Raw genomic sequence first — 24,857 nt, forward strand, 5'->3', positions numbered from 1 at the left:
GATAAAGCCAAATACTATGGCATCCCGCTCACCGATGGTCTGCCGCCGAGCATGACCCGCCACGCACGCCTCATTAAGGAAGCTCCAATGTCGCAATGGTTCCAAGATAACTCCCGGTCCATCGGGCACACTCCCTTGGTTCGACTCAATCGCATTACCGACGGCGCACCCGCGACCGTGCTGGCCAAAATCGAAGGTCGGAATCCATCCTATTCCGTAAAATGCCGCATTGGCACCGCAATGATCGAGGATGCGGAGCACCGCGGGCTACTCCATCCAGGAAAAGAACTCGTGGAGCCGACCAGCGGTAACACCGGCGTTGCGCTAGCATTTGTCGCGGCTGCGCGGGGGATACCGTTGACCTTGACCATGCCGGAGACCATGAGCCTCGAACGCCGCAAGTTGCTCAGTGCTTATGGCGCGAAACTGATTTTGACCGAAGGCGCGCGCGGTATGAAAGGGGCAATAGTAAAGGCAGAGGAACTGGCCGCGTCAGACCCCGACCGCTATGTATTGCTTCAGCAATTCACCAATCCGGCGAATCCCGCTATCCATGAGCGCACGACCGGACCGGAAATATGGAATGACACTGACGGGGCGGTCGATATTTTCGTATCCGGTGTGGGCACGGGCGGCACTATCACGGGCGTTTCACGCTATCTCAAGAAAACGAAGGAGAAAGCCGTTATGTCAGTGGCAGTGGAGCCCTCCGCCAGTCCCGTACTCACGCAACAGCGTTCGGGAGAGCCGTTGAATCCCGGTCCGCATAAAATTCCCGGTATTGGAGCGGGTTTCGTGCCGGAAAACCTGGATCTGTCACTGGTGGATGAAATCCAGCAGGTGAGCAATGAGGAGGCGATACGTTACGCACGCCGGCTTGCGCGCGAGGAAGGAATCATTTCCGGAATTTCATGCGGAGCGGCTGTGGCCGTGGCAGTCCGCTATGCCCGGCATCCTGAACACGCGGGCAAAACAATCGTCGTAATTCTGCCGGATTCCGGTGAGCGTTATTTGAGTTCCACCCTCTTCGAAGACGCACTTGACGCTTGAATCTGAACAACCCTAGGCTGAACCTGCATAGGGGCTCAAGATTCGACTCCAGATCGCCAATCTATCGGAATACTCGATGTCGTTAAAAGAAACAAACCTTGAGATCGGCACGGTTGTGGCCGAATTGCGAACTTTGCGATTGAGATCGCTGGATACGCGGAAGCGACGCGACAGGCCGCCGAAGCTTCCTTCCCGTAAGGTATTGGTGGGCATTTCCGATGGCTTGAGAGCGGTACTGTTTCCCAACCGTCTGGGCTTACCTGACCTCACTAATGAAAGCGTCGATTACTATGTTGGGCATATGCTGGATGTGACGCTGCGGGAATTAATGGTGCAAGTTCGCCGCGAACTCCGCTTCGTATCCGGTTCGGATCCCTCGGGCAATTCGGATCGGGAACAGGCGGCCGGCATCACACAGGCATTTGCCCGGCAGTTGCCGCGTGTGCGCAGCTTGCTGGAAAGCGACGTTCAGGCGGCTTATGAGGGCGACCCGGCCGCGCGTAGCGTCGACGAGGTACTCGTCTGCTATCCCGGCATCACAGCCATCATGCATTACAGGCTTGCGCATGAACTGCACTGTCTGGGCGCGCCCTTGATCGCGCGCATGATTTCGGAAATCGCCCACTCTGCTACCGGCATTGAAATCCATCCGGGCGCGCAGATCGGCGGTAGTTTTTTTATTGATCATGGCACGGGTGTCGTTATTGGTGAAACCGCTATCATTGGTGAACACGTACGTCTGTATCAGGCTGTAACGCTTGGGGCGAAGCGTTTCCCGGTTGACGAACACGGCGCGCTGGTAAAAGGCAACTTGCGCCATCCCATCGTCGAGGATGATGTCGTCATCTACGCCGGCGCCACCATTCTTGGCCGCATCACTATCGGACGTGGCTCAACCATTGGCGGCAATGTCTGGCTTACGCGCAGCGTTCCCCCTGGCAGCACCATTTCACAGGCACAGACGCGCAGTGAGGTATTTGAGGGCGGTGCCGGCATCTAGCGGATTCTAGTGACATTCGTAGACTGTAAAACTTATCCGCGGCTCTTCGACAGCCAGCGAACCACCATGACCATCCGCGCCGCCCCAACGTCTGAGAACTCCTCGATCGTGGATCACCGCTAGCATGCTCTGGAAAGACAAACAGACAAACGCTATTGGTTGTCTGTTCTCCATCGCATTCCATCGAGTTGACGCTTGATCACCCAATACTTAGACTGTGGGGTAATGCCGCCTCCGGAGCAGAACAATAAAAGGAATACGGGACGTTATGTACGCGAATTGCATTAAGTGCGGCAGTCAGAAAACGCACAGTTCACGCGTGAGGCCCGGCGAACGCACAGCGGCGATGCTCTTCCTCAAGCCGGTGCGCTGCCGTGAGTGCAGGGAGCGCTTCTGGGTGCAAAATCCCACCGCGTATGTTGCGGCAGGGGCAGCACTCTCGCTTATCGTGCTGGTCTTTACCACTGTCTGGCTGCTTATTGAACAAAACTCGGTTGACCAGTACATCGTTCCGGCAAGCGAAGGTCAGCCAGCAAGCGAAGGCCAGCCGAAGCAAGAGACTATAGGCGCGGGTAAATCCGCTGCCGCGCAGCAAACATATCCGACCGCGACAGATGCCGGAATCATACCTTCAAAAGATTCCAAGACCGAACGCAGCAAAAAGCAGCCTGCGCCTCAAGTATCCAGCCCAACGGATGATCATTACTTCACCGTGCGGCTGTATCAGGAAAGCGCGGAAAACGGAAACAGCGATGCGCAGTACAAGCTCGGTTTACTCTATCTGACGGGAAATGGTGCTCTGCAGGATTTCGCCGAGGCTGCAAAATGGCTTAAGCTGGCAGCGGAGCAGGGTTACGCGCTCGCACAGTACGAATTAGGGCTCATTTATCGCACGGGGCATGGCGTAGCGATTGATCAGGTTCAGAGTTACGTTTGGCTTAATCTTGCCGCCGCGGCCGGCATTCAGCAAGCGGTGGCGGCGAGAGAGGAAGTCATGCGCTCTCTCAATGGGAAGCAGCTTGCTCAAGCGCAAAAGGCGTCTCGGGACTGGCTCGCCTCGAAATCAAAATCCAAAACACCGGACAATGGCAGCAGCAAGCCGAGCCGCGACATCCATGAATGACATCTACTGCACGCCGATCGGATCGTTTGTAACCGGTGTTCAGCTTGCGTAGTCTTGCCAGCATTTGCGAATTCCTGATCACGTATTATCCACGAAAGCTTTGAGCCTTTGGACAAGGTCCTTACCAGACCCGTAGCAAAGCCCGTGCTCATTTGAACAAAAACTGCGCCACCGAGGAATCTGCCTTGAATAAGATATTCGACGTTGTTATTGTCGGTGCGGGTACCGCCGGTTTAGCTGCGTTACGGGAAGTAAAGAAGCGTACTCGCAATTTCATCCTGATCAATGATGGCCCGTGGGGCACAGTTTGCGCCCGTGTTGGGTGCATGCCCTCCAAGACACTGATCGAAGCCGCGAACGCCTTTCATCACCGCGGGACCTTTGACGAATTCGGTATCCGGGGAGAGGAATCGCTTACAGTCGACATTCCAGCCGTGCTGCGGCGCGTGCGCAGGCTCCGCGATGCCTTCGTTGCCAGTACGCTTAAAGCGACCAACGCGCTAGGCGAGCAGGCAATCAGCGGACAAGCGCGTTTACTTGGGGTGGGAAGGCTGGTGGTAAACGGTCGCGAACTGCACGCCCGCAACATCATCATCGCTACCGGATCTCACCCGGTCGTGCCGGAAGCCTGGCGCACCGTCACACAACAACTGCTTACCACCGATACCCTGTTCGAGCAGGAAACACTGCCGCGCCGCATTGCGGTAATAGGCTCGGGGCCCATCGGCATCGAGATGGCACAGGCGCTTTCCCGACTGGGTATTGACATCGTCGCGTTTGGGGCGGAAACCGCTATTGCAGGATTAAGCGATCCGCGGGTCAACGCGGTCGCGATAGATCTTTTAAGACAGGAATTTCCCTTGCATCTCGGAGAAAAGGCTGACCTGGATGCGGCGGTGATGAACGGTGGCCAAGGCGGCGCAGTGCGGGTGCGTGGCAAGGATAGCGTAGCCGTAGTTGATAGTGTTCTGGTCAGCCTGGGCCGGCGCCCTAATATCCAACATCTGGGCCTCGAAACCCTGGGTGTCGAACTCGATGAGCAGGGGTTGCCTCCAGTCGATCCCCATACCATGCAAATTGGTGATCTGCCCGTTTTCATGGCTGGCGACGTCAATGACGAAAAGGCGCTATTGCATGAGGCGACCGATGACGGTCACATAGCCGGAATCAACGCCAGCCGTTCCAACACAGCAATTTTTGCGCGTCGCACTCCGCTTGCGATCGTCTTTGCCGACCCCGGCATCGCGATGGTAGGGAAGCGCTTTGAATCCGGTGACAGCAACATGCTTGTGGGGGAAGCGGACTTTCACCATCAGGGACGTGCACAAGCCGGTCAGCGCGACCGAGGCGTCTTACGCATTTACGCAGAATCGGAAAGCGGCAGGCTGCTCGGCGCAGAGATGTGCGTGCCGGCCGCGGAACACCTGGCGCATTTGCTGGCACTGGCTATCGAACGCTCGCTGACGGTCCACGACATGCTGCGATTGCCTTTCTACCACCCGGTCCTGGAGGAGAGTGTTCGCACCGCCCTGCGCGAGTTGGCGGCACAACTACCATCATGCGGCGAGTCCGACCTCGCGGGTTGCGAGCCTCTCAATGCCGAGGCGCTGGAATAATCGCGCGGATTCATCCATACGTTGCCCCGTCCTGGTGATGACGTTACTGTAGAAAGTACGCATGCAACAGCCTATAATCGCTTCGATGCGAACGTCCATATGCCTGTTCCCCCCGGCAAGTCGTGATCGAACTCGCCCTTCATAATCGTTTATTTGTCTTAAACCGTTTACTTATCTCAGTCTGATTCGATTTACATACTGCGATTTTTCCAGCAGACACATGGCAAATCGTTTTGATGCGGATACCGTTTCCTTGCGTGTGCCCGAGCTATGCAATGATCGGTTCGCATAGAATTTGTGAAGTCCTGGGCTACATGAGGAGTCTGTTTTATGAACGAATTCGCGTTTGCCAGAGTACTCCACGTCTTGGGCGTTGTGTTCTGGATTGGTGGCGTAGCGATGGTAACGACGGTGTTGATTCCGGCGATGGCCCAAATGAGATCGTCATCCGAGCGAATGGAATTTTTCGGCCGTATTGAAAGCCGCTTCGCTCCTCAGGCACGCTTCACGACATTGCTCGTCGGTTTGAGTGGTTTTTACATGGTGCATATACTCAACGCCTGGAGCCGATTTGCAGAACTTCGCTACTGGTGGATGCACGCCATGGTTCTGGTATGGGGGATCTTTACCTTGATGCTGTTCGTGGTGGAACCCTTCGTGTTGCGTCGGCAAGTCAGGCGCACGGATAACGGGGACCCCGATAAAAACTTCAGACGGATGCGGCGCATGCACCAGGTATTGTTAAGTCTGAGCCTTGTTGCTGTTGCGGGGGCCGTGGCCGGCAGTCACGGCTGGATGCTGCCAGGGGACTAAGCATGAGCTACGCGGCGATAAAGATGATTCACGTCACCAGCGTAGTCATCAGCTACCTGCTGTTTTCACTACGTGGGATATGGATGATGCAGGACTCCGTAGCCCTGAAACAACGCTGGGTTAAAATAACGCCTCACATCGTCGATACCGTATTGCTGACAAGCGCCATCGCCCTGGCTGTCAAGATCGGGCAGGACCCGATACATGACTCGTGGCTCGGCGCCAAAGTTGTGGGTCTGCTGATATATATTGCGCTTGGCATGGTGACACTGCGATTTGGCAAAACCCGCAATGCGAGGATTTACGCGTGGATTGCGGCTCAGTTTGTTTTTTTTTACATCGTTCTCGTTGCGGTGACAAAAAACCCGGCATTATATTTCGGTGCAACCTCGTAATACTGAAACTAAAGATAGTTTCGGGTCGTCAAAAAACAGCTCTACAACGCGGTAAAATCCCAGCGTACGATTTACAGTGCATAGCACTCCACGCGATATTGCTTTAAGCTCAACCTTTTGGTTCTCCAAGAAGTGATATTGGAACTGTTTTTTCGACTTTATACTTCGCCTCATTTCATTCCCCTGTCCGATCACGGTCGGTTCTTTTCACCTGACATGCAGATTTCTCCACTTTCCACTCATTGCCAGACATGCTAGCGCGTTGGTGGATTTATCTTCTCGCTGCTGTTTCCGCACTGGGTCTTCTCGCGGTTTTATTGACCGGTTTCGCCGCTCTGGTTACGATTCCCACCCTTCCGTCGCTGGAAGCCCTGACCGAATATCGCCCCAAAATTCCTTTGCGCGTTTACAGCGCAGAAGGGATCCTCATAGGCGAATTCGGTGAAGAACGGCGGGAAATGGTAAAAATCGGCGCGGCTCCCCAGCGCCTCAAGCAGGCCATCCTTGCAGCGGAGGACGATCGTTTCTACCAGCATGGCGGGGTGGATTACATTGGCATACTGCGCGCAGCCTACTCCAATTTCACCTCCGGCGGCGTACGGCAGGGAGCCAGCACGATCACTATGCAGGTCGCGCGTAATTTTTTCCTGACGAAGGAAAAAACCTTAACCAGAAAATTCAGCGAGGCTTTGCTTGCCTTCAAGATCGAACATAGCTTGAGCAAGGACGAAATCCTCGAACTCTACTTTAATCAGATTTATCTGGGGCAGCGAGCTTACGGTTTTGCCGCCGCCGCGCAGGTCTATTTTGGAAAATCTCTGAATAACATTAATCTCGCGGAAGCAGCGATGCTCGCAGGTCTGCCGAAAGCGCCGTCGCGCTTCAACCCCGTAGTCAATCCCAAGCGCGCCAAGACACGCCAACTCTACGTCCTCAGGCGCATGAATGACCTTGGCTATATCTCCAGCGAAGAGTTCAAAGGAGCGGAAAAACAACCGATACAGGTGAAGCGCGAGTCACAGGAATTTGGAATGCGCGCGGACTATGTGGCGGAAATGGCGCGTCAGGCAGTTTTCGAACGCCATCAGGACGATACGTATAGCAAAGGTTTTAAAGTCTATACCACGGTTCGGCGATCGGATCAGGAAGCCGCCTATAAAGCAGTGCGTCAGGGCGTAATGGACTACGACCGGCGTCACGGATACCGCGGTCCCGAAGCGGTGATAGATTTATCGAAAAACGGCGCCGATCGGGAGGAGATGCTCGAAGATGCGCTTCAGGAAGTGGCCGATAGCGGTGACATCCACGCCGCTGTCGCCTTGGCCGTGGATCCCAAGCTGGTACGGGCGTATCGCAGAGGCGGAGAAATTGTTGAGATCAGCGGAGATGGCCTCAAGTTCGCGCAAAAATTTCTTACTACCAAAGCTGCCCCCGGCCAGCAGAATATTCGCCCGGGCTCATTAATCCGGATACGTAAAAACGATAAGGGAGCGTGGCAAATTATACAGCTCCCTCAGGTCGAAGCCTCACTGGTCGCGGTGAATCCGCGGGATGGCGCGATCCGTGCCATAGTGGGCGGGTTTGACTTCAACCGAAACCAATTCAATCACGTCACGCAGGCATGGCGTCAGCCAGGATCGAGCTTCAAGCCATTCATCTATTCTGCCGCGCTGGAGAAGGGTTTCACGCCCGCAACGGTCATCAATGATGCGCCCCTTTCCTTCACTGCCGAAGAAACAGGAAGCGAGCAGTGGGATCCGCGGAACTATGATGGAAATTACGAGGGTCCATTGCGCATGCGCGAGGCGCTGGCGAAATCGAAGAATCTGGTCTCCATCCGCATTCTGCAGTCCATCGACGTTCAATATGCGCAGGATTACGTTGCCCGCTTTGGATTCGACCCCAAGCAACACCCTCCCTATCTGACAATGGCGCTGGGCGCCGGATCGGTGACGCCTATTCAAATGGCGATTGGTTATGCGGCATTCGCCAATGGCGGGTTCCGGATATCACCCTATTTCATCCAACGCATCGAAGATGAAAAAGGCAACATCCTGGAACAGGCAAAACCCGTGCTGGCGGGAGAGGGGGCGAAGCAAATCATTGATCCTCGTAATGCATTCCTCATGACCAGCATAATGCAGGATGTGGTGCAGCGCGGCACGGCCACTAAAGCACGACAGCTCGGTCGTGCCGATCTGGCGGGAAAGACAGGCACGACCAGCAATTATGTGGATGCATGGTTTTGCGGCTATCAAGGAGATTTGGTCGCTATTGCCTGGATCGGCTTTGACAACCCCAAATCCCTGGGAAATAACGAAACCGGGAGTCACGCCGCCTTGCCAATGTGGATGAGCTATATGGGCCAAGCATTAAAAGGCATGCCGGTTTCCGTTTATAAGCCACCTTCCGGAATTGCAACCGCGAAAATCAATCCCGAAACGGGCTTGAGAGAACCGGCCGGCACCTTGACGGAATATTTTTTGGAGGAGCAATTGCCCCCGGAAGCGGAGGATAAGGTGGAAAAGGTGGAAAAGGTGGAGAAAGTGGACAAGGTGGACGGTCATCTGAAGTCGGTAGAAGACATCATAAATGAGTTCCTGTCCCCTTGAGATCGAGCGGGAAATTACGTCATATCTTAGACGCCACTGTTCCTTCTACTTCACCCATTGCGCTGCGTCGAGGGCGAAGTAAGTCAAAATAGCGTCCGCGCCTGCGCGCTTGAACGCCAGCAAAGCCTCGAGCACGCACGCTCTTTCGTCCAGCCAGCCGTTTTGAGCAGCAGCCTTAAGCATGGCGTATTCTCCACTCACCTGATAAACAAATGTTGGCGCGCCAAACTCGTCCTTTATGCGCCGAACAATATCGAGGTAGGGCATACCGGGCTTGATCATCACCATGTCAGCCCCCTCATCCAGATCCAGGCCAACCTCCCAAAGCGCCTCATCCGAGTTGGCGGGGTCCATCTGATACGTGTATTTATTGCCCGCCCCCAAGTTGGCGGCAGAACCAACCGCGTCGCGAAAAGGGCCGTAGAAACTGGAAGCATATTTCGCAGAGTAAGCCAGAATACGGGTATGAATGCACCCCGCGTTCTCAAGAACGGCTCGAACTGCGGCGATGCGCCCGTCCATCATGTCTGATGGCGCCACTACGTCCGCGCCCGCCTGAGCGTGTATCAGGGCCTGCTGCGCCAGAACGGCTACAGTTTCATCGTTCAGCACATAACCACTGTCATCAATCAGTCCATCCTGGCCATGACTCGTGTAAGGGTCGAGAGCGATATCGGTAATAACGCCAAGCTCGGGAAAACGCTTCTTCAGTTCACTCACGACACGCGGCACAAGTCCCAAAGGATTGGCCGCTTCGGCAGCGGTCAGATCTTTAAGGCTCGAGTCGATAACCGGAAAAATAGCCATCGCCGGCACGCCGAGCTCCAGGCATTTTTCCGCCTGATACAGTAGCAGGTCAAGGCTCTGCCGCACCACGCCAGGCATTGAGGATACGTTCTCCTCGCGTTTGTTTCCATCCAGGACAAATACGGGATAAATCAGATCGTCCGGGTCCAGACGATTCTCTCGCATCAGGCGACGTGAAAAATCATCGCGGCGCATACGCCGCATTCTCTTCTGTGGAAATTCGCTTAAAAATGACATGGTTGCGGCCTAAAAAGAAATAAATTGATAAATATATAAAACCGGGGAACTTGTCCGCGAAATCTTTATCTTACCTGCAGACGTTATTTATTGTCTCCCGCTTTTCCTCCCTGAGCGGGTTACCTTAATCCCTATTAAGGTAGTTTGCCCCCGGTTTTATTCCCCTTTAACCGGGGGTTTTTTATTTTTTCAGGTCAGCGACTTCTCCCGGATCGGTTTTCTCCTCCAGCCACGTTCCGAGCAAGGTCGCGGCTTCTTCCACCCCTTCCCTCGTTAAACTGGAAAATAACTGTACACTGCCTTGCGGGTAGGCATCCTGCAACAAAGCCTGCACTTGGCTGAGGGTTTTTCGAGCCTGCTGTCTGGAAAGCTTATCCGATTTCGTAAGCAGCACATGCACCGGCTTTCCCGTTGGCGCGAACCAGTCGAGCATCTGGCGGTCAAGCGGCGTTAACGGGTGACGCACATCCATGATCAGGACCATGCCGTAAAGGGGTTCCCGCGTTTGAAGATAAGTGCTGAGCAAGCGTTCCCAATGCTGACGAATTTCAGAGGGTACTTTAGCGTAACCATAACCCGGGAGATCCACCAAAAAGCCATGGTCCAACTGGAAAAAATTCAGGTTTTGGGTACGTCCAGGGGTCTTGCTGACGAAAGCAAGACGACTGCGGTTGGTAAGCGAGTTGATTGCGCTGGATTTACCTGCATTGGAGCGTCCGGCGAAGGCGATCTCCACGCCATCGGGCGCAGGCAATTGCCGCAACTGATTAACGGTAGTGTAAAAGGATGCGTGCTGAAAAACAGACATGTTTTCTTACTCAGGACGGGCAACACGAGAGGAGATTAATTTGAGCGCTGCGTCGACAGTTCGGTTCGCCGCTACGGCGGCGTTTCGGGATTTTCCTGAGCAATTGCAAATAAACCCTCCAATACAAGGTTATCAATCACTTTGACCGTCACGCTAAGCTGGGATTGGAGCAGCTGAGCCGCTCCGCCGCTCAGGATACAGACAGGCGCATGGCCCAGGGTATTGGTGAGCAGAGCCGCCATGCGCTCGACGGCGCCCGCCATGGCATGCGTCGCGCCGCTGTATATCGCATCCGCCGTACTGTCCGGATAATCGCAAAATTCCCCGTCATCCTTGTTCGGGACTGCGGTATTACCGATGAGGGTCTTTCGCATCAGATCAAAACCGGGTGTAATGATGCCGCCAAGGAATTCTCCTGTGTCGGAAAGCGCATCCACCGTCATAGCGGTTCCGGCGTCAACCACAAGACAACCCTGCCGTTCCGTCTGCCATGCCGCGACTAGCGCTGCCCAGCGGTCGCTGCCCAACTGAGCCGGATTGGCGTAGTAGTTGCGTACGCCGCACTGGTACGCGACAGCGATAGCCCAACGCGGCTCTATATTCCATCGAGAAAACAGCATAGACAGTTCGGCTTTGGCCTCAGCCCCGGCAACATCGGAAACCATGATACACGAGGGTTCCCTCAGTTTTTGCCATTCCTGCTCCAGCAACGTGATTTCTTCTTGCGCCACTGCTCCTCTTTGGAGCCAAGTAAGTCCGTCGCGTAACGCCCACTTGATGTTTGTGTTGCCTGAATCAACCAGTAGAAAAAGCGGATCCATGTCACTCCATCTTGTACAGCGTGATCTCGCCGCTGTTAAAGCGCTGAACCCCGGCGAAAGTTCTTAGAAGCAACGATCCGTCATCTGCCACGCCATGAATCACGCCTTCAAGACTGGAGCCGTCGGGGAAGCCAAGTCTGACTACTTTATTTTCACAACAATGATGAGCCAGCCACTCTTGCTTAAACAGACTGAAGCCTTCGCGCTCAAAATCTCTTAATGCACTTGTGAGCGACATCAGGAGCGCAGCCAGGAATCTATTGCGGTCTGGGGTCTCCCCGCTGATGGAGTACACGTCCGTGACCCCCTGATCTATGCGCGCGTGGGTCACGTTCGACAGTTTCAGGTTGAGCCCCACCCCGATCACGGCCATCGTGGGGCCAAGCATATCTCCGTGCAATTCGATCAGGATGCCAGCCAGCTTGCACATGTTATAAAGAACGTCGTTGGGCCACTTCAACACGGCGCCCTCCACGCCCGCGGACTCAAGTGTGCGTATTATGGCTAATCCAATTACGAGACTTAAACCCGCCAGCAAGCTCGCCCCATGCTGGAACCGCCATAGCAAGGAAAAAGCAAGGCCGTCACCCAAGCCGGAGTACCACCGCCGCCCGCGTCGACCCCGCCCGCTAGTCTGCAATTCCGCGGCCACCACATGAATATGTTCGCTACCGGCGCCGCTCCCTCTAGCTGCCCTCTGCAGTAAATAACTGCTGGTAGAATCGATGATGTCGAGCATTTCGAGATTAAAGCGGTTTGCCTCGCCGCCGAGGTGTTTCAGAACGGTGTCTCGCTCCAGCCATTGCACCGGACCGAGCAGGCGGTAACCACGGCCATGAACTTTCTGCAACGTAAGACCCGTCTCGTTCACGTCATTCAACGCGATCGATATACTCGCCCGCGAAACCCCCATAGCCCGGGCGATTATCTCGCCAGAATGAAATTCGTTATCGCTCAGGAGGCGCAAAATGGAAAAAGTGAGGGGCTTCATCTTAGCGAGTGTAGTCTAAATATCGGGGATTGCGCTAGAGAGGCGCCATTGCGCAGAACGTGCTCGGATTAGCGTAATGAAACGACATTAGCTCTATAATGACGGCGATTGAAAGTTTGAGAGACCAACTTGACAAATAACGCTGACACTTACGCCGCCCCAACCTCCGCTTCCAACTTCATCCGCAATATCATTGAAGAGGATAACCGGAGCGGCAAATGGGGGGGACGTGTCGAAACCCGTTTTCCACCCGAGCCCAACGGCTACCTTCATATCGGCCATGCTAAAAGCATTTGCCTTAACTTCGGTCTCGCGCGAGATTATGACGGCATATGCCACCTGCGCCTGGACGACACCAATCCCGAAAAAGAAGAACAGGAATATGTTGATTCCATATGCGGCTCGGTCAGGTGGCTTGGCTTCGACTGGGGCGACCACCTCCATTATGCTTCCGACTATTTTGACAAGCTATATGAGTTTGCTGAACTCCTCATCAGGCAGGGCAAGGCCTACGTGGACAGTCTCACTGCGGATGAAATTCGGACTCTGCGTGGCACGTTGACCAAGGCCGGACAGAACAGCCCGTATCGCGACCGCTCCGTTGAGGAAAATCTCGCCATGTTCAGGCGAATGAAGGCAGGTGAATTTTCCGACGGCATGCATGTTTTACGCCTCAAGATCGACATGGCATCACCCAACATTAATTTGCGGGACCCCGTCATATATCGCATTCGCCATGCCCATCACCACCGCACCGGTGACAAATGGTGCATCTATCCCATGTACGATTACACACATTGCGTTTCGGACGCGCTAGAGAGAATCACCCACTCCCTCTGCACGCTTGAGTTCGAAGATCATCGTCCGCTATACGACTGGGTGCTGGATCAATTGTCGGATGTTGTCCCATGTCATCCGCAGCAAATTGAATTCGCGCGGCTAAATCTTACCTATAGTGTGATGAGCAAGCGCAAATTGATTGAACTGGTGAACGGGGGTTTGGTGGACGGCTGGGACGACCCGCGCATGAATACCCTGGCCGGACTTAGACGCCGCGGGTACACGCCCCAATCGATACGTCTTTTCGCGGAACGTATCGGTGTCAGTAAAGCTGATTCATGGATCGATATGAGCGTACTGGAAGATTGCCTGCGACAGGACTTGAACGAGTCTGCTCCCCGGCGTCTCGCCGTCCTGGAACCGTTAAGGGTGGTGATTGACAATTACCCTGAAAACCAGGAAGAGGAGTGCCTGGCGCCGAATCACCCGCAAAAGCCGGAATGGGGGAACCGTTCAGTACCCTTCTCGAAAATCGTCTACATCGAGCGCGGCGACTTCATGGAAACGCCGTCCAAAGGCTTCTTCAGGCTGTCCCTCGGCGCAGAGGTGCGATTACGCTATGCTTACGTTGTAAAATGCATAAGCATGGTCAAGAATGATAGTGGAGAAGTGGTGGAGATTCACTGCACTTATGATCCCGACAGTAAAAGTGGCACGCCTGGAGCGGACAAGCGCAAAATCAAGGGAAATATCCACTGGCTCTCTGTAAGGAATGCGCAACAAGTCGAAGTACGGCTTTATGACCGTTTGTTTGCTCACGCGCATCCCGACGCCAGCGGGCAGGATTACAAAACATTTCTTAATCCTCATTCCAAAAGCATCATAACGGCCTTCGTGGAACCGTCGCTCAGGAATATCCAACCGGAGGATCGCTTTCAATTTGAACGGAATGGGTACTTTATCGCCGACCCGGTGGATACGAAACATGAAAAGCCTGTTTTCAACCGCGCGGTAACACTTCGGGACTCATGGGGTAAGAAGGCTTGATTCGGGAGCGGGAGGTTGTGCGCGGCCCCATGGCATGACCGCTACAGCGGCCGAAGGAGTTCCTTGACGGTTATGATCAGATTTCCCGCTAGCCGCGCGAATCGACGAACGGACACTCATTGAGGTTCCCGGAAGGAAAAACCTGATTTCGCAATAATTCGTTACGGTTGGACAGCAGTTATAAAGTTACTCTTCCCTTCCGAGACTTTTTTCGCTAGCATATCGAAATAAGAGTGATGCAAGCCATGTGGAAACCGGCGAGCCGCCATTTCCTGCGTTTCTGCCGGACTACCCGAGCTTCCTTATCCCGCTTCAAATTTTTTGCCCACAACCGCAGCCGTTGACCCAACACACGAAACATTAACTTCTCACGAGAATCCCTATGAGCCAGCATATCCATTATGTCGCGGATGGAACATTTGAGACCGAAGTAATACAATCCACTGTTCCTGTTCTGGTGGATTTTTGGGCAGAGTGGTGCGGACCGTGCAAGATGATCGCGCCTATCCTGGATGAAGTCGCCGGCGAATATGGGGATCGGCTAAAGGTAGCAAAGCTGAATATCGATGAGAACCAGGCCACGCCGCAAAAATACGGCATTCGTGGGATCCCTACCCTCATGCTGTTCAAGAATGGCAACATTGAGGCAACCAAGGTCGGCGCCCTGTCGAAATCTCAGCTAACCGCCTTTATTGACAGCCACATCTAAACAAGATAAACTTACAGCCAACCGCCTCCCTAAGCGGAATCTGATTCGATTCACCGCTCCGTTCTGATTCTAGTCTGCCCCATCAGCGCTTCTCTACGTCTTTGACGCTTTACTTCCCTGCTTTTTCACCCTCGGGTTTCCCTTCATGCATTTATCAGACCTCAAGAATTTTCACGTCACCGAACTGGTAGAGATGGCCATCGCCAATGAGATCGACGGCGCTAATCGTCTGCGAAAACAGGATCTGATTTTCGCATTACTGAAAAACCAGGCGCGGAAAGGCGAGAGCATTTACGGTGAGGGGACGCTGGAAGTGTTGCAGGATGGTTTTGGTTTTCTACGCTCGCCGGATACCTCGTATTTGGCCGGACCCGACGACATCTATGTCTCACCGAGCCAGATCAGGAGATTCAACCTGCACACGGGGGACTCCATAGAAGGGGAAATCCGCACCCCCAAGGATGGAGAACGTTACTTCGCTTTGGTCAAGGTGGATAAGGTCAACAACGAGCCGCCGGAAAATTCCAAGCACAAGATACTATTTGAAAATCTCACCCCCCTCTTTCCTACCGAGCGATTGCAGCTCGAACGCGACATCAAAGCCGAAGAAAACATCACCAGCCGCATTATCGACCTTATCGCACCAATTGGTAAGGGACAGCGCGGATTGCTGGTCGCAAGCCCCAAATCCGGAAAAACAGTAATGCTTCAGCACATCGCTCACGCGATCGCGGCCAATTGTCCGGATGTCATCCTAATGGTGCTGCTGATAGATGAGCGCCCGGAGGAAGTTACCGAGATGATCCGCTCCGTTAGAGGGGAGGTGATTTCTTCCACATTTGACGAGCCCGCTGTGCGGCACGTTCAGGTGGCCGATATGGTGATCGAAAAAGCCAAACGGCTGGTAGAGCATAAAAAAGACGTGGTGATACTGCTGGACTCGATCACGCGACTTGCACGCGCCTACAATACGGTCGTGCCCGCATCCGGCAAGGTTTTAACCGGCGGCGTCGACGCAAACGCGTTGCAACGTCCCAAGCGTTTTTTCGGCGCAGCTCGAAATATCGAGGAAGGCGGATCGCTTACGATTATTGCGACCGCGTTGGTTGATACCGGTTCGCGCATGGATGATGTAATTTACGAAGAATTCAAGGGTACAGGTAACATGGAAATACACCTGGACCGGCGCATGGCGGAAAAACGCATTTATCCCGCCATCAACGTTAACCGCTCCGGTACCCGCAAGGAAGAATTGTTAATCAAACCTGACGTGCTGCAGAAGATCTGGGTGCTACGCAAGCTCCTCTATCCAATGGATGAATTGGAGGCAATGGAATTTTTGCTGGACAAGATCAAGGCTACCAAAAATAATGCGGATTTCTTTGATTCGATGCGGCGGGTCTGAAGCACGAAAACCGCGTTCAATTCACCCGCGGCGCGGAATATTGTTGCACCGGGGCATGGGTTAAAGGATAATATACGTTTCGCTCCACATTTTCGCTCACAGTTTCCGCTGTAGCGGCACAGTTCAAGGATTTACCCATGAAACCAGACATTCATCCAAACTACCAGGAAATCACCGTGACCTGTAGTTGCGGCAGTACTTTTCAGACGCGATCCACCATGGGTCGGCCTTTGCATATCGAGGTTTGCTCAGTGTGCCATCCCTTCTATACGGGTAAGCAGAAAATTGTTGACACGGCCGGTCGGGTCGAGAAATTTCGGCAGAAATACGGCAAAAAGCCTGAGAAGCAGGCTGCAGCTTAACGTCCAGGGAAGCGCGATCAAAAAACAAGGGCAGCTTGAAGCTGCCCTTTTTCATTTCCGGCGGTCATGGTTATTTTAGATGGCGAAATGACCACAATGAGAAGGATAAGCGGACTCAAATTCATCGTTCCTCTCGTCGGCCTGCTTCTGTTAGGCGGCTGCGCAGCCAATCCGGTGACCGGCAAGCAGAACTTCACGCTCATGACGGAAGCCGACGAGATCCGCAGGGGAGAGAAAGCGGCTGCCAATGTGCCCGAAGTTTATGGGATTTACAGCGAGTCGCCGGCTTTGCAAGATTACGTCAACGAGATCGGGCAAAAACTCTCGAAAAACAGCCACCGGCCTCAGCTCAATTATCATTTCACCGTCGTCGACAGTCCTCAGGTAAATGCTTTTGCCCTACCCGGCGGTTATATTTATGTCACGCGGGGTATTCTGGCCTACCTTAATTCAGAAGCCGAGCTCGCTGCCGTGCTCGGGCATGAACTAGGCCATGTCACGGCACGCCATAGCGTGCGGCAATATAGTGCCGCCACCGCCGCGAACGTTGCTGCCACGATCGGCGGGGTTGTGGCTGGAATATTTGTGCCGCAGCTGGGCGGAGCGCTTGCACAAGGTGTTCAAAGCCTGTTGGGCGTTACGGGTGATGCCCTGCTTTCCGGCTACGGCCGCAGCCATGAGCTGGAAGCCGATCGCCTGGGAGCGGAATATCTGGCGCGAAGCGGCTATGATCCCCAGGCAATGATCAAAGTCATCCGCGTACTCAAAAATCAGGAACTGTTCGATATTGCGGCCGCCCAACAAGAGGGTCGGGAGCCGCGTCGCTATCATGGGCTTTTTTCCACCCATCCCGACAATGACACTCGCTTGCAGGAAGTGGTCGGTGAGGCCCAGCAATATGCCCAGCCCGGCGCGATAGACGATCGACGCACGGAGTTTCTGCGCCAAACCGAAGGTTTGACTTTCGGGGATCCTGTCAACCAGGGGGTGGTACGAGGAAATACATTTCATCACAAGGAGATGGGCTTCACATTGTCGTTTCCGCCCGAGTGGCGAATACGAAACAAGCCCAACGAAGTTGTCGCTACCAGCCCTGATGGGGACGCATTGATGGTGTTAAGTCGATTCGATAGTCCCCGCGGTTCCCCCGCTGATCTTGCACGCGAACGATTTCGCCTTGGAAGCTCTACAGAAATTTCGTCGACGGTCAGCAATGGGTTGCCTACTGCTGTGGTGACCGCGAATACGCAGAACGGAGAACGCTTCACGGCCGGAGTGATTTATCTCGACAATAACGCGTATCTCGTGGCAGGACGGGGCGATTCACGGGCCGCATTCGAGCGCCATCATCCAGTCATCGCCCGCGCGATTGAAAGTTTTCGCCCGCTAACCGATGCGGAGAAAGAAGGAATCAAGGCACTTGAGATCCGAACCATTACGGCAGCCAAGGGCCTCACCTATGCCGAACTGGCGAGAGAGTCTCCTCTGGGCGCCCACGCTGAAGGCTATTTGCGCTTGCTCAATGGCCAGTATCCCGAAGGTGAACCGATTACGGGTCAGCTCATCAAAATTGTGAAGTAGTACATCTGCTTCCCAAGGTCACGAACCCTGCTGAAGCATTCCACGATATTTTAATAGATGCATTTGGTGTTCGTGCCACCCCACGAAAAGAGCAGCTATACGTTCTGCACAAGAAGCGGGTAGTCTGTGATGATTCCGTCCACATTCGCTTCCCGGCAAATGTCATGCTCGGCTCTGGTTACGGCGCCATAAACAAAATTGCGGTACCCGTCCTCGGCTGCCTCTTTCAAAAGGGTATCATCCAGAACCTCGTAGTTCCAGACGAGATGATTAACCCTCGGATTTCCGTCACAGTTGAAGTCAGCCAGCACGGAACTCAGCGTAAGCGGCCGATGTGCCAGCAACAGCCCGCAATTAACCTTGAGCGATGAGGCGCAAACCGCTACCAGATCATGGCGGAAAGACGTCACCACAAGGCGGTGGCCAGCCTGATGCCTTTCGAGCACTTTTATGACGGTCGATAGGGCCTGTGCAGTTTTAATTTCCACATTCCACAATACACCGGGAAAATACTCCAGCGCTTCATCCAGCGTGGGTATCCCGTAGCCCACTGCCTGCTCGATCTCCTTTCGCGTCAGATCCGCCACTGCTTGGCCTGATGCAATAATGCGATCATGGATCAGCACCGGCACCCCCTCGCGACTGATGCGCACGTCAGTCTCGATACCGCCTGCGCCCGCATTCACTGCGGCTTCAAAAGCCGCCAGTGTATTTTCGGGCACCTTCGCGTGATAACCGCGATGCGCTATTACCAGCATGAGATTGCTCCAACATTAATCAAATCGCGGGCGGCCCGTTATCAAGTTCCGAGCTGGCATCTCGCGGATTTATAAATTCCTGGCCATAAAGTCGCCCAATGCGCGCACCCACTCCTCGCGCATGTATATGAACCCGTTGTTGTGCCCGCCCTGCAACTCCACGAACTGTTTTGGCTCGGGTGACGATGCGTACAGGGCCTGGCCCTGCGCAAACGGCACGATTTCATCCTGCGGACTGTGCGCAACGAATACCGGGCAGGTAACGCCCCGCAGGTAGTCCCGGGTGTTGTATTGGAAACGGGTCAACAGGTGCGTCGGCAGAAACGGGTAAATTGCCGCCGCCATATCGTCCACCGAGGTGAACGCGGAAGCTAACACCAATAAGGCGGGTTTTTCGCGCACGGCGAGCCAGGTTGCGACCGCCCCCCCCAGCGATTCGCCAAGCAGCGCAATGCGCGTTGATGGAATATTTCTTTGCTCGGTGAGATATCGCCACGCGGCCTGGGCATCGCGATAAGTACCCTGCTCGGATGGCGTTCCGCTGCTTTCGCCATAGCCGCGATAGTCAATGATCAATGTGTTGTACCCGAGACGGTAAAACATCAGCAGGTATCCCATCCGGGTCGAAATGTTTCCTGCGTTGCCATGGAAAAACAATACCGTCGCCGTTGCGTCTTTCGCCGGAACAAACCAGCCGTTCAATGTTTCTCCATCTTCCGTAGCAATTTTTACCGACTCATAGTCGAGCCCATGAGCATCCGGCGTGCCGATAATGGCCCGTCCAGTTTCCGGATAGTAAACAAAGCGTGACTGGATGAGGAATAGGACTCCAGCAAGAACAGCGTAACCAGTAGCAGCCAGAATGCCCAATTTGAAAAGCATAGGAAGGTAATCAGGTGGAAGTTGAATTTTTTCTCGCAACTCACGGTTATAATAACCAGTTTCAGTCACCTAGAGTAGGACTATCAAATGAATCTCGATCGGGTAAATTCTGGCCGTGACGTCCCGAATGATTTCAACGTCATCATAGAAATACCCATGAATGCTGATCCCATCAAATACGAAGTGGATAAGGAGACCGGCGCAATGTTCGTTGATCGTTTCATGTCAACGTCAATGCACTACCCATGCAATTATGGCTACGTTCCCCATACTCTATCGGACGACGGAGACCCGGTGGATGTGCTGGTGATCTCGCCGGTTCCACTCATTTCCGGCGTAGTCGTCCGCTGCAGACCGCTCGGTATGTTAAAAATGACTGATGAAGCCGGCGAGGACGCCAAAATATTAGCGGTGCCCATCGACAAGTTGTGCAGTCTCTACCGCAAAAAAAAATCCCATGAGGATCTACCTGAACTGGTACGTGCGCAAATCTCGCATTTCTTCGAGCACTACAAAGATCTTGAACCCGGCAAGTGGGTCAAGATAAATGGCTGGGTGGGAGTCAAGGAAGCCAAAGCAGAAATTGTAGACGGGGTGAAACGCTATAATTCGGCGAAGAAAAAGCCTATGTTCTAAAACCTGATTCACCCTCGACGCAGCGTCAATATCCCAATGGATGAGCGTGTGACGCGGGCGGACAGTGCATCGCAACTCCCTCCCGGCGCCCAATGGTTCATTTAGCGTATTTCGCGGCCTCACGCCGCGCTCGGCGGAGAGCAATAAAAGATGACCTGGCTTGAACCTGTACAATTGACGGGCGCAGCCGTGACGCTGATTCCCCTTGGAATCAATCATGTCGAGCCTCTGAAGGCGGCTGTCATGGATGGAGAGCTCTGGAAGCTCTGGTTTGCGAACGTCCCCTCCTGCGACCAGATGGAAGACTATGTGATGCGGGCTGTTGAAAGTTCAGCCAAGGGAAATGTTGCATTTGCCGTCAGGCTTAACAGCACGCACAAAATCGCGGGAACGACGCGTTTCTATAACGTGGATGAAATCAACCGACGGCCGATGCTCGGCTACACCTGGTACGCGAACTCAGTCTGCAGGACGAGGGTGAACACCGAATGCAAGCTGCTGCTGCTTCAATATGCGTTTGAGGAAAAAAACGCCATCGCGGTCGAGTTCAGGACGCATTATTTCAACCAGGTCTCCAGAACCGCGATTGAACGCCTGGGAGCCAAGCAAGACGGAATTCTGCGCAGCCACCAAATGATGCGCGACGGTTCAATTCGAGATACGGTTATTTACTCGATTCTTGGCCATGAGTGGCCCGCCGTAAAAAGCAACCTGACGAGTAAGCTCATAGCCTATGATCGCGGCGAGGATTAAGGCGGATAGCAAACTTGGGTTAAGGGGGTCGTCGATAAGCGGGAACTTAATGCATCGGGTCGGCCACCAATGTACACAGCGATAATAGGAAAGGTGGCTGACGCGATGAATCGAGGGGAGGCATTCGCACGTGGATGATCGTCAGGACTGGTTCAGAAATCGCCGGAAAATGCTTGCCCTGCTTGGCGTCACCGGGGTGAACGCGCTTTCGGCGCACTCATCGGCGAGCTCCGGCGGTGGCGGCGAATCAGCGCGACGAACCCCTGCCTGCGTGGTCACCCCTGCGCAAACCGAAGGTCCTTATTTTGTTGATGAGCGCTTGCATCGCTCGGATGTCCGTTCCGATCCTTCGGACGGGTCGGTAAAAGAAGGGCTGCCGCTCGCGCTCGAAATCCGCATACTCAACGTCGGTCAAACAGGCTGTGTACCTCTGCAGGATGCCGTCGTTGATATCTGGCAGTGCGACGCACAGGGTGTCTATTCTGATGTCATGGACCCTGCGTTCCAGACCCGCGGAAAGAAATTTCTACGCGGCTACCAGATGACGGACGCTAAGGGCATCGCGCGATTCCTCACCATTTATCCCGGGTCGTATCCGGGCAGAACAGTGCATATTCACTTCAAAATTCGCACGAAGGGAAAACACCGCTCGGCTCATGAGTTTACATCGCAGTTCTATTTCGACGACACCCTGACGGACCGGGTACATGCGCAGCCGCCATACACCTCGGCAAAGTCACGTCTCCCGCGCACGAGAAATGAGCAAGACGGCATATACCGTGCAGGAGGCGATCAGTTAGTGCTTACTCTCGTCGAGACGAACCAAGGATATGTTGCAACGTTTGATGTTGGCCTAAAGGGAATTCCCGCGTAGTCAGTCCCAGCATAGCCGGTCGCCGAGCCGCTGCACCAGCGTGGGCTAGACAAGCTTGAATTCGGATATGGTGTGGCGCCTCTCCCGTTGACCCAACGATGCCTGAATCGCGTCGTCGACCGTGTCCAGCATGACAAATTGCAACGCAGCGCGCGCGGATTCGGGAACGTCGCGCAAATCCTTCTCGTTCCTCGCCGGCAATAGCACCACCCGCAGGCCCGCACGCTGTGCGGCAAGCACCTTTTCCTTGATACCCCCCACTGGAAGCACCAGTCCGCGCAGACTTATTTCGCCTGTCATTGCTACGTCGTGATTTACCGGACGATCGGTAAAAAGCGAGGCAAGCGCAATAAACATTGACACGCCAGCGCTCGGGCCATCCTTGGGAATAGCGCCAGCGGGCACATGCACATGCACGTCAATGCCCTCAAAGGTGCCATAGGGGATATTGAGGCTATCTGCCTTGGCTTTCACTAGCGTGAGCGCGGCCTGCGCGCTTTCCTTCATTACGTCGCCAAGCTGCCCGGTTAAAATCAGCTGTCCGCGGCCGCTGACCCGTGTGGCTTCGATGAATAGAATGTCACCGCCCACAGGTGTCCAGGCCAGACCGGTCGCCACACCCGGCAAACCAATGCGCAGCCCAGTCTCGTGCTCGAATTTCGCCGGACCGAGGATGACCTCCAGGTCTGCGACGTCAACCCTTACCTTGAGTTGCGCATCTTCGGCAATGCGCATCGCAACGTGCCGCATCGCGCGACCGATCTCGCGTTCCAATTGGCGTACCCCGGCTTCGCGCGTGTAATTTGCAATAATACTATCGATCGCCGCGACCGTTATCTCGCACTGCTCTTCGCTTAAACCGTTCGCTTCCCTTTGCCGACCGACCAGGTAACGTAACGCGATCTGAAGTTTTTCCTCGCGCGTATAACCCGGAAGATCGATAATCTCCATGCGGTCGCGGACCGGGGGCGGGACATTATCGATCACGTTTGCGGTAGCAATGAAAACGACCCGGCTCAGGTCAAACGGCACGCCCAGGTAGTTGTCCCGAAAGGTAGAATTCTGCTCCGGGTCCAGCACTTCCAGCAGCGCGGCCGAAGGATCGCCGTGGAGGCTGGCCGACATTTTGTCGACCTCGTCAAGCATCATGACGCAATTTCGCGCATCCGCCTTACGCAATCCTTGCACAATGTTTCCCGGCATCGCGCCGATATATGTGCGGCGATGCCCCCGCATTTCGGCTTCATCGTGGACGCCACCCAACGAAACGCGCACGAATGGACGTTGCAAGGCGCGTGAGATGCTCTGGCCGAGGGAAGTTTTCCCTACCCCTGGCGGGCCTACAAAACATAGTATCGGCGCGCGACCCTGGGGTTTAAGCTTTTGCACTGCGAGGAACTCCAAAATGCGCTGCTTCACTCGTTCGAGTCCAAAATGATCGGCCTCGAGAATTTGACGCGCGGCATCGAGATCGATTGGTGCATCCTCTGGCAGCCGCCAGGGCAGTTCGGTCATCCATTCCAGGTAAGTGTGAAGCATCGAATATTCGCTTGAAGCAGGCGGCATCCGCTTTAAACGCTGCAACTCCTTGCGCGCCTGCGCCTCGATATCCTCCGGCATGCCGGCATTGGCGATGGCCTCTTCCAGCTCTGCTATCTCCTGGTCATCACTATCTGTCTCGCCGAGCTCCTTCTGGATCGTCTTCAATTGCTCGCGCAATAAAAATTTGCGTTCGCGATCATCCAGATGCTCTTTCGTGCGTTCGCCGATTTCCTGCGATAACCTCAGCACTTCAATACGGCGTGACAATATCTGGAGCACCTTCTGCAACCGCTCCTCGGTATTGACGGTTTCGAGCAGCATCTGCTTCTCCGCCACTTCCGTGTCAAGCAGGCTTGCCGTAATGTCGGCAAGATGTGACGGTGCCCGCGTTGTCTGCAGCGCGTGCGCGAGCTCCGCTGGCGCTCCCGGCAGCAATGAAAGGATTTCGATCGTTCGCTCGCGCAGTTGCATGGCGAGGGCCTCGGCCTGCGTTGACACCTCGGCGGGTTCTTCGATACGCCGAATGCGAGCGGCTAAAAACGGGTAGCCTTCAACCATGTCTTCGATGCAGAATCGCTCCAAACCCTGGCACACTGCATGCCGCAACCCATCGGTGGAACTGAGATGACGCACGATATTCACCACCGTGCCCATCTTGAACAAAGCTTCCAACCCCGGGTCATCAACATTGGGATCCTTTTGCAGGACAATCCCTATCGGGACGTTGGAACGCAAGGAATGCTCCACCGCGGCAATGGACTTGGCGCGGCCGACCGTAATAGCCATTAACACATGCGGAAACATTACGACATTCCGCATCGGCACCAATGCGACCACATCCTCGGGCAATTCCGGTTTGGCTAGGATAAGCTGTCCCGTTTGACTCTCGGTCATGGAGAAGACTCTCGATTATGGAGAAACAGTTTTAACCGGGGCGCAGATCCGCCAAGGTCTGTTGTTCATCGAACAGCGCTGTCGCTCGGCGACCACTAAGACTTAGACTCCTGGAGATCGGGACCTTGTTTCAGAGCCAGACTGTCTCATACCAGCCCCGTTAACGAATTTCCCATGAGCAGAGTAGAAGGCCGATTGGACCTAACATACACCAGCTTAATCCTCGGGTTCGCTCGCTTCAGTTCGGGAACGCACACATAACCTGACTGAGCGGGGAATCTCCAACAACTTTTAGCTGCGATCTTCCTGTATGGGTTCGGTTGCTTCGCAGTTTTACCCACCGCAGCTCCGATACACAGCG

At 54.4% G+C, this 24,857-nt stretch carries 22 protein-coding genes; 15 read left to right on the top strand and 7 right to left on the bottom strand.

Annotated elements, in window-relative coordinates:
* Positions 1-87 precede the first annotated feature (87 nt).
* From cysK to R5L00_RS03475, 7 genes are all read left to right on the top strand, one after another.
* Positions 88-1,050 carry a cysteine synthase A gene (gene cysK, locus R5L00_RS03445; protein ID WP_107692271.1) on the top strand — a complete coding sequence of 321 codons (963 nt, stop codon included), beginning with the start codon at positions 88-90 and terminating at the stop codon, positions 1,048-1,050.
* 76 nt (positions 1,051-1,126) lie between these two features.
* Positions 1,127-2,050: a serine O-acetyltransferase EpsC gene (epsC, locus tag R5L00_RS03450; protein WP_107692270.1), complete on the top strand. Its 924-nt coding sequence runs from the start codon at positions 1,127-1,129 to the stop codon at positions 2,048-2,050.
* Positions 2,051-2,447: 397 nt separating this feature from the next.
* Positions 2,448-3,173: a tetratricopeptide repeat protein gene (locus R5L00_RS03455; protein WP_258192477.1), complete on the top strand. Its 726-nt coding sequence runs from the start codon at positions 2,448-2,450 to the stop codon at positions 3,171-3,173.
* Positions 3,174-3,358: 185 nt separating this feature from the next.
* Positions 3,359-4,789, top strand: coding sequence for a dihydrolipoyl dehydrogenase (locus R5L00_RS03460; RefSeq protein WP_107692782.1), 1,431 nt, complete (start codon positions 3,359-3,361; stop codon positions 4,787-4,789).
* A 330-nt stretch (positions 4,790-5,119) separates the two neighbouring features.
* Entirely contained in the window at positions 5,120-5,602 is a 483-nt protein-coding gene (locus R5L00_RS03465; RefSeq protein WP_317653382.1) for a CopD family protein, read from the top strand.
* A 2-nt stretch (positions 5,603-5,604) separates the two neighbouring features.
* Positions 5,605-5,997 (top strand): SirB2 family protein, encoded by a 393-nt coding sequence (locus R5L00_RS03470; protein WP_107692267.1) that lies wholly within the window; start codon positions 5,605-5,607, stop codon positions 5,995-5,997.
* Positions 5,998-6,248: 251 nt separating this feature from the next.
* Positions 6,249-8,609 (top strand): penicillin-binding protein 1A, encoded by a 2,361-nt coding sequence (locus R5L00_RS03475; RefSeq protein WP_317653383.1) that lies wholly within the window; start codon positions 6,249-6,251, stop codon positions 8,607-8,609.
* Positions 8,610-8,654: 45 nt separating this feature from the next.
* Here R5L00_RS03475 and hemB read toward each other — a convergent pair whose 3' ends face one another.
* The 4 genes from hemB to R5L00_RS03495 all read right to left on the bottom strand — a co-directional run bounded on the left by hemB (position 8,655) and on the right by R5L00_RS03495 (position 12,273).
* Positions 8,655-9,653 carry a porphobilinogen synthase gene (gene hemB, locus R5L00_RS03480; protein ID WP_317653384.1) on the bottom strand — a complete coding sequence of 333 codons (999 nt, stop codon included), beginning with the start codon at positions 9,651-9,653 and terminating at the stop codon, positions 8,655-8,657.
* A 181-nt stretch (positions 9,654-9,834) separates the two neighbouring features.
* Positions 9,835-10,461, bottom strand: a complete 627-nt coding sequence (gene yihA / locus R5L00_RS03485; protein ID WP_317653385.1) for a ribosome biogenesis GTP-binding protein YihA/YsxC — start codon at positions 10,459-10,461, stop codon at positions 9,835-9,837.
* Between the two features lie 71 nt (positions 10,462-10,532).
* A complete protein-coding gene (locus R5L00_RS03490) occupies positions 10,533-11,282 on the bottom strand; it encodes a type III pantothenate kinase (protein WP_317653386.1) in 750 nt (249 codons plus the stop codon).
* Position 11,283: 1 nt separating this feature from the next.
* On the bottom strand, positions 11,284-12,273 hold the full coding sequence (locus tag R5L00_RS03495) for a biotin--[acetyl-CoA-carboxylase] ligase (protein WP_317653387.1): 990 nt from the start codon (positions 12,271-12,273) through the stop codon (positions 11,284-11,286).
* A 129-nt stretch (positions 12,274-12,402) separates the two neighbouring features.
* Here R5L00_RS03495 and R5L00_RS03500 point away from each other — a divergent pair, with 129 nt between their 5' ends.
* The 5 genes from R5L00_RS03500 to R5L00_RS03520 all read left to right on the top strand — a co-directional run bounded on the left by R5L00_RS03500 (position 12,403) and on the right by R5L00_RS03520 (position 18,157).
* On the top strand, positions 12,403-14,100 hold the full coding sequence (locus R5L00_RS03500; RefSeq protein WP_317653388.1) for a glutamine--tRNA ligase/YqeY domain fusion protein: 1,698 nt from the start codon (positions 12,403-12,405) through the stop codon (positions 14,098-14,100).
* A gap of 382 nt (positions 14,101-14,482) precedes the next feature.
* Complete coding sequence (trxA, locus tag R5L00_RS03505; protein ID WP_107692260.1) at positions 14,483-14,809, top strand: thioredoxin TrxA; 327 nt, start codon at positions 14,483-14,485, stop codon at positions 14,807-14,809.
* A gap of 145 nt (positions 14,810-14,954) precedes the next feature.
* Complete coding sequence (gene rho, locus R5L00_RS03510; protein WP_107692259.1) at positions 14,955-16,214, top strand: transcription termination factor Rho; 1,260 nt, start codon at positions 14,955-14,957, stop codon at positions 16,212-16,214.
* Positions 16,215-16,351: 137 nt separating this feature from the next.
* Positions 16,352-16,576 carry a 50S ribosomal protein L31 gene (rpmE, locus tag R5L00_RS03515; protein WP_107692258.1) on the top strand — a complete coding sequence of 75 codons (225 nt, stop codon included), beginning with the start codon at positions 16,352-16,354 and terminating at the stop codon, positions 16,574-16,576.
* 87 nt (positions 16,577-16,663) lie between these two features.
* Positions 16,664-18,157: a M48 family metalloprotease gene (locus R5L00_RS03520; protein WP_258192476.1), complete on the top strand. Its 1,494-nt coding sequence runs from the start codon at positions 16,664-16,666 to the stop codon at positions 18,155-18,157.
* Between the two features lie 95 nt (positions 18,158-18,252).
* Here R5L00_RS03520 and R5L00_RS03525 read toward each other — a convergent pair whose 3' ends face one another.
* On the bottom strand, positions 18,253-18,915 hold the full coding sequence (locus R5L00_RS03525; protein ID WP_107692257.1) for a glycerophosphodiester phosphodiesterase: 663 nt from the start codon (positions 18,913-18,915) through the stop codon (positions 18,253-18,255).
* 69 nt (positions 18,916-18,984) lie between these two features.
* Positions 18,985-19,797 (bottom strand): alpha/beta hydrolase, encoded by an 813-nt coding sequence (locus R5L00_RS03530; RefSeq protein WP_107692256.1) that lies wholly within the window; start codon positions 19,795-19,797, stop codon positions 18,985-18,987.
* An 87-nt stretch (positions 19,798-19,884) separates the two neighbouring features.
* On the opposite strand from R5L00_RS03530, the gene ppa reads away from it, so the two are divergent.
* From ppa to R5L00_RS03545, 3 genes are all read left to right on the top strand, one after another.
* A complete protein-coding gene (gene ppa, locus R5L00_RS03535) occupies positions 19,885-20,433 on the top strand; it encodes an inorganic diphosphatase (protein ID WP_107692255.1) in 549 nt (182 codons plus the stop codon).
* 150 nt (positions 20,434-20,583) lie between these two features.
* A complete protein-coding gene (locus R5L00_RS03540) occupies positions 20,584-21,186 on the top strand; it encodes a GNAT family protein (protein WP_317653390.1) in 603 nt (200 codons plus the stop codon).
* A gap of 130 nt (positions 21,187-21,316) precedes the next feature.
* Positions 21,317-22,060 carry an intradiol ring-cleavage dioxygenase gene (locus tag R5L00_RS03545; protein WP_258192475.1) on the top strand — a complete coding sequence of 248 codons (744 nt, stop codon included), beginning with the start codon at positions 21,317-21,319 and terminating at the stop codon, positions 22,058-22,060.
* A gap of 45 nt (positions 22,061-22,105) precedes the next feature.
* Here R5L00_RS03545 and lon read toward each other — a convergent pair whose 3' ends face one another.
* Positions 22,106-24,496, bottom strand: coding sequence for an endopeptidase La (gene lon, locus R5L00_RS03550; protein ID WP_107692253.1), 2,391 nt, complete (start codon positions 24,494-24,496; stop codon positions 22,106-22,108).
* Positions 24,497-24,857 lie beyond the last annotated feature (361 nt).

The sequence above is a fragment of the Nitrosospira sp. Is2 genome (assembly GCF_033095785.1).
In the GTDB taxonomy this organism is placed as follows: domain Bacteria; phylum Pseudomonadota; class Gammaproteobacteria; order Burkholderiales; family Nitrosomonadaceae; genus Nitrosospira.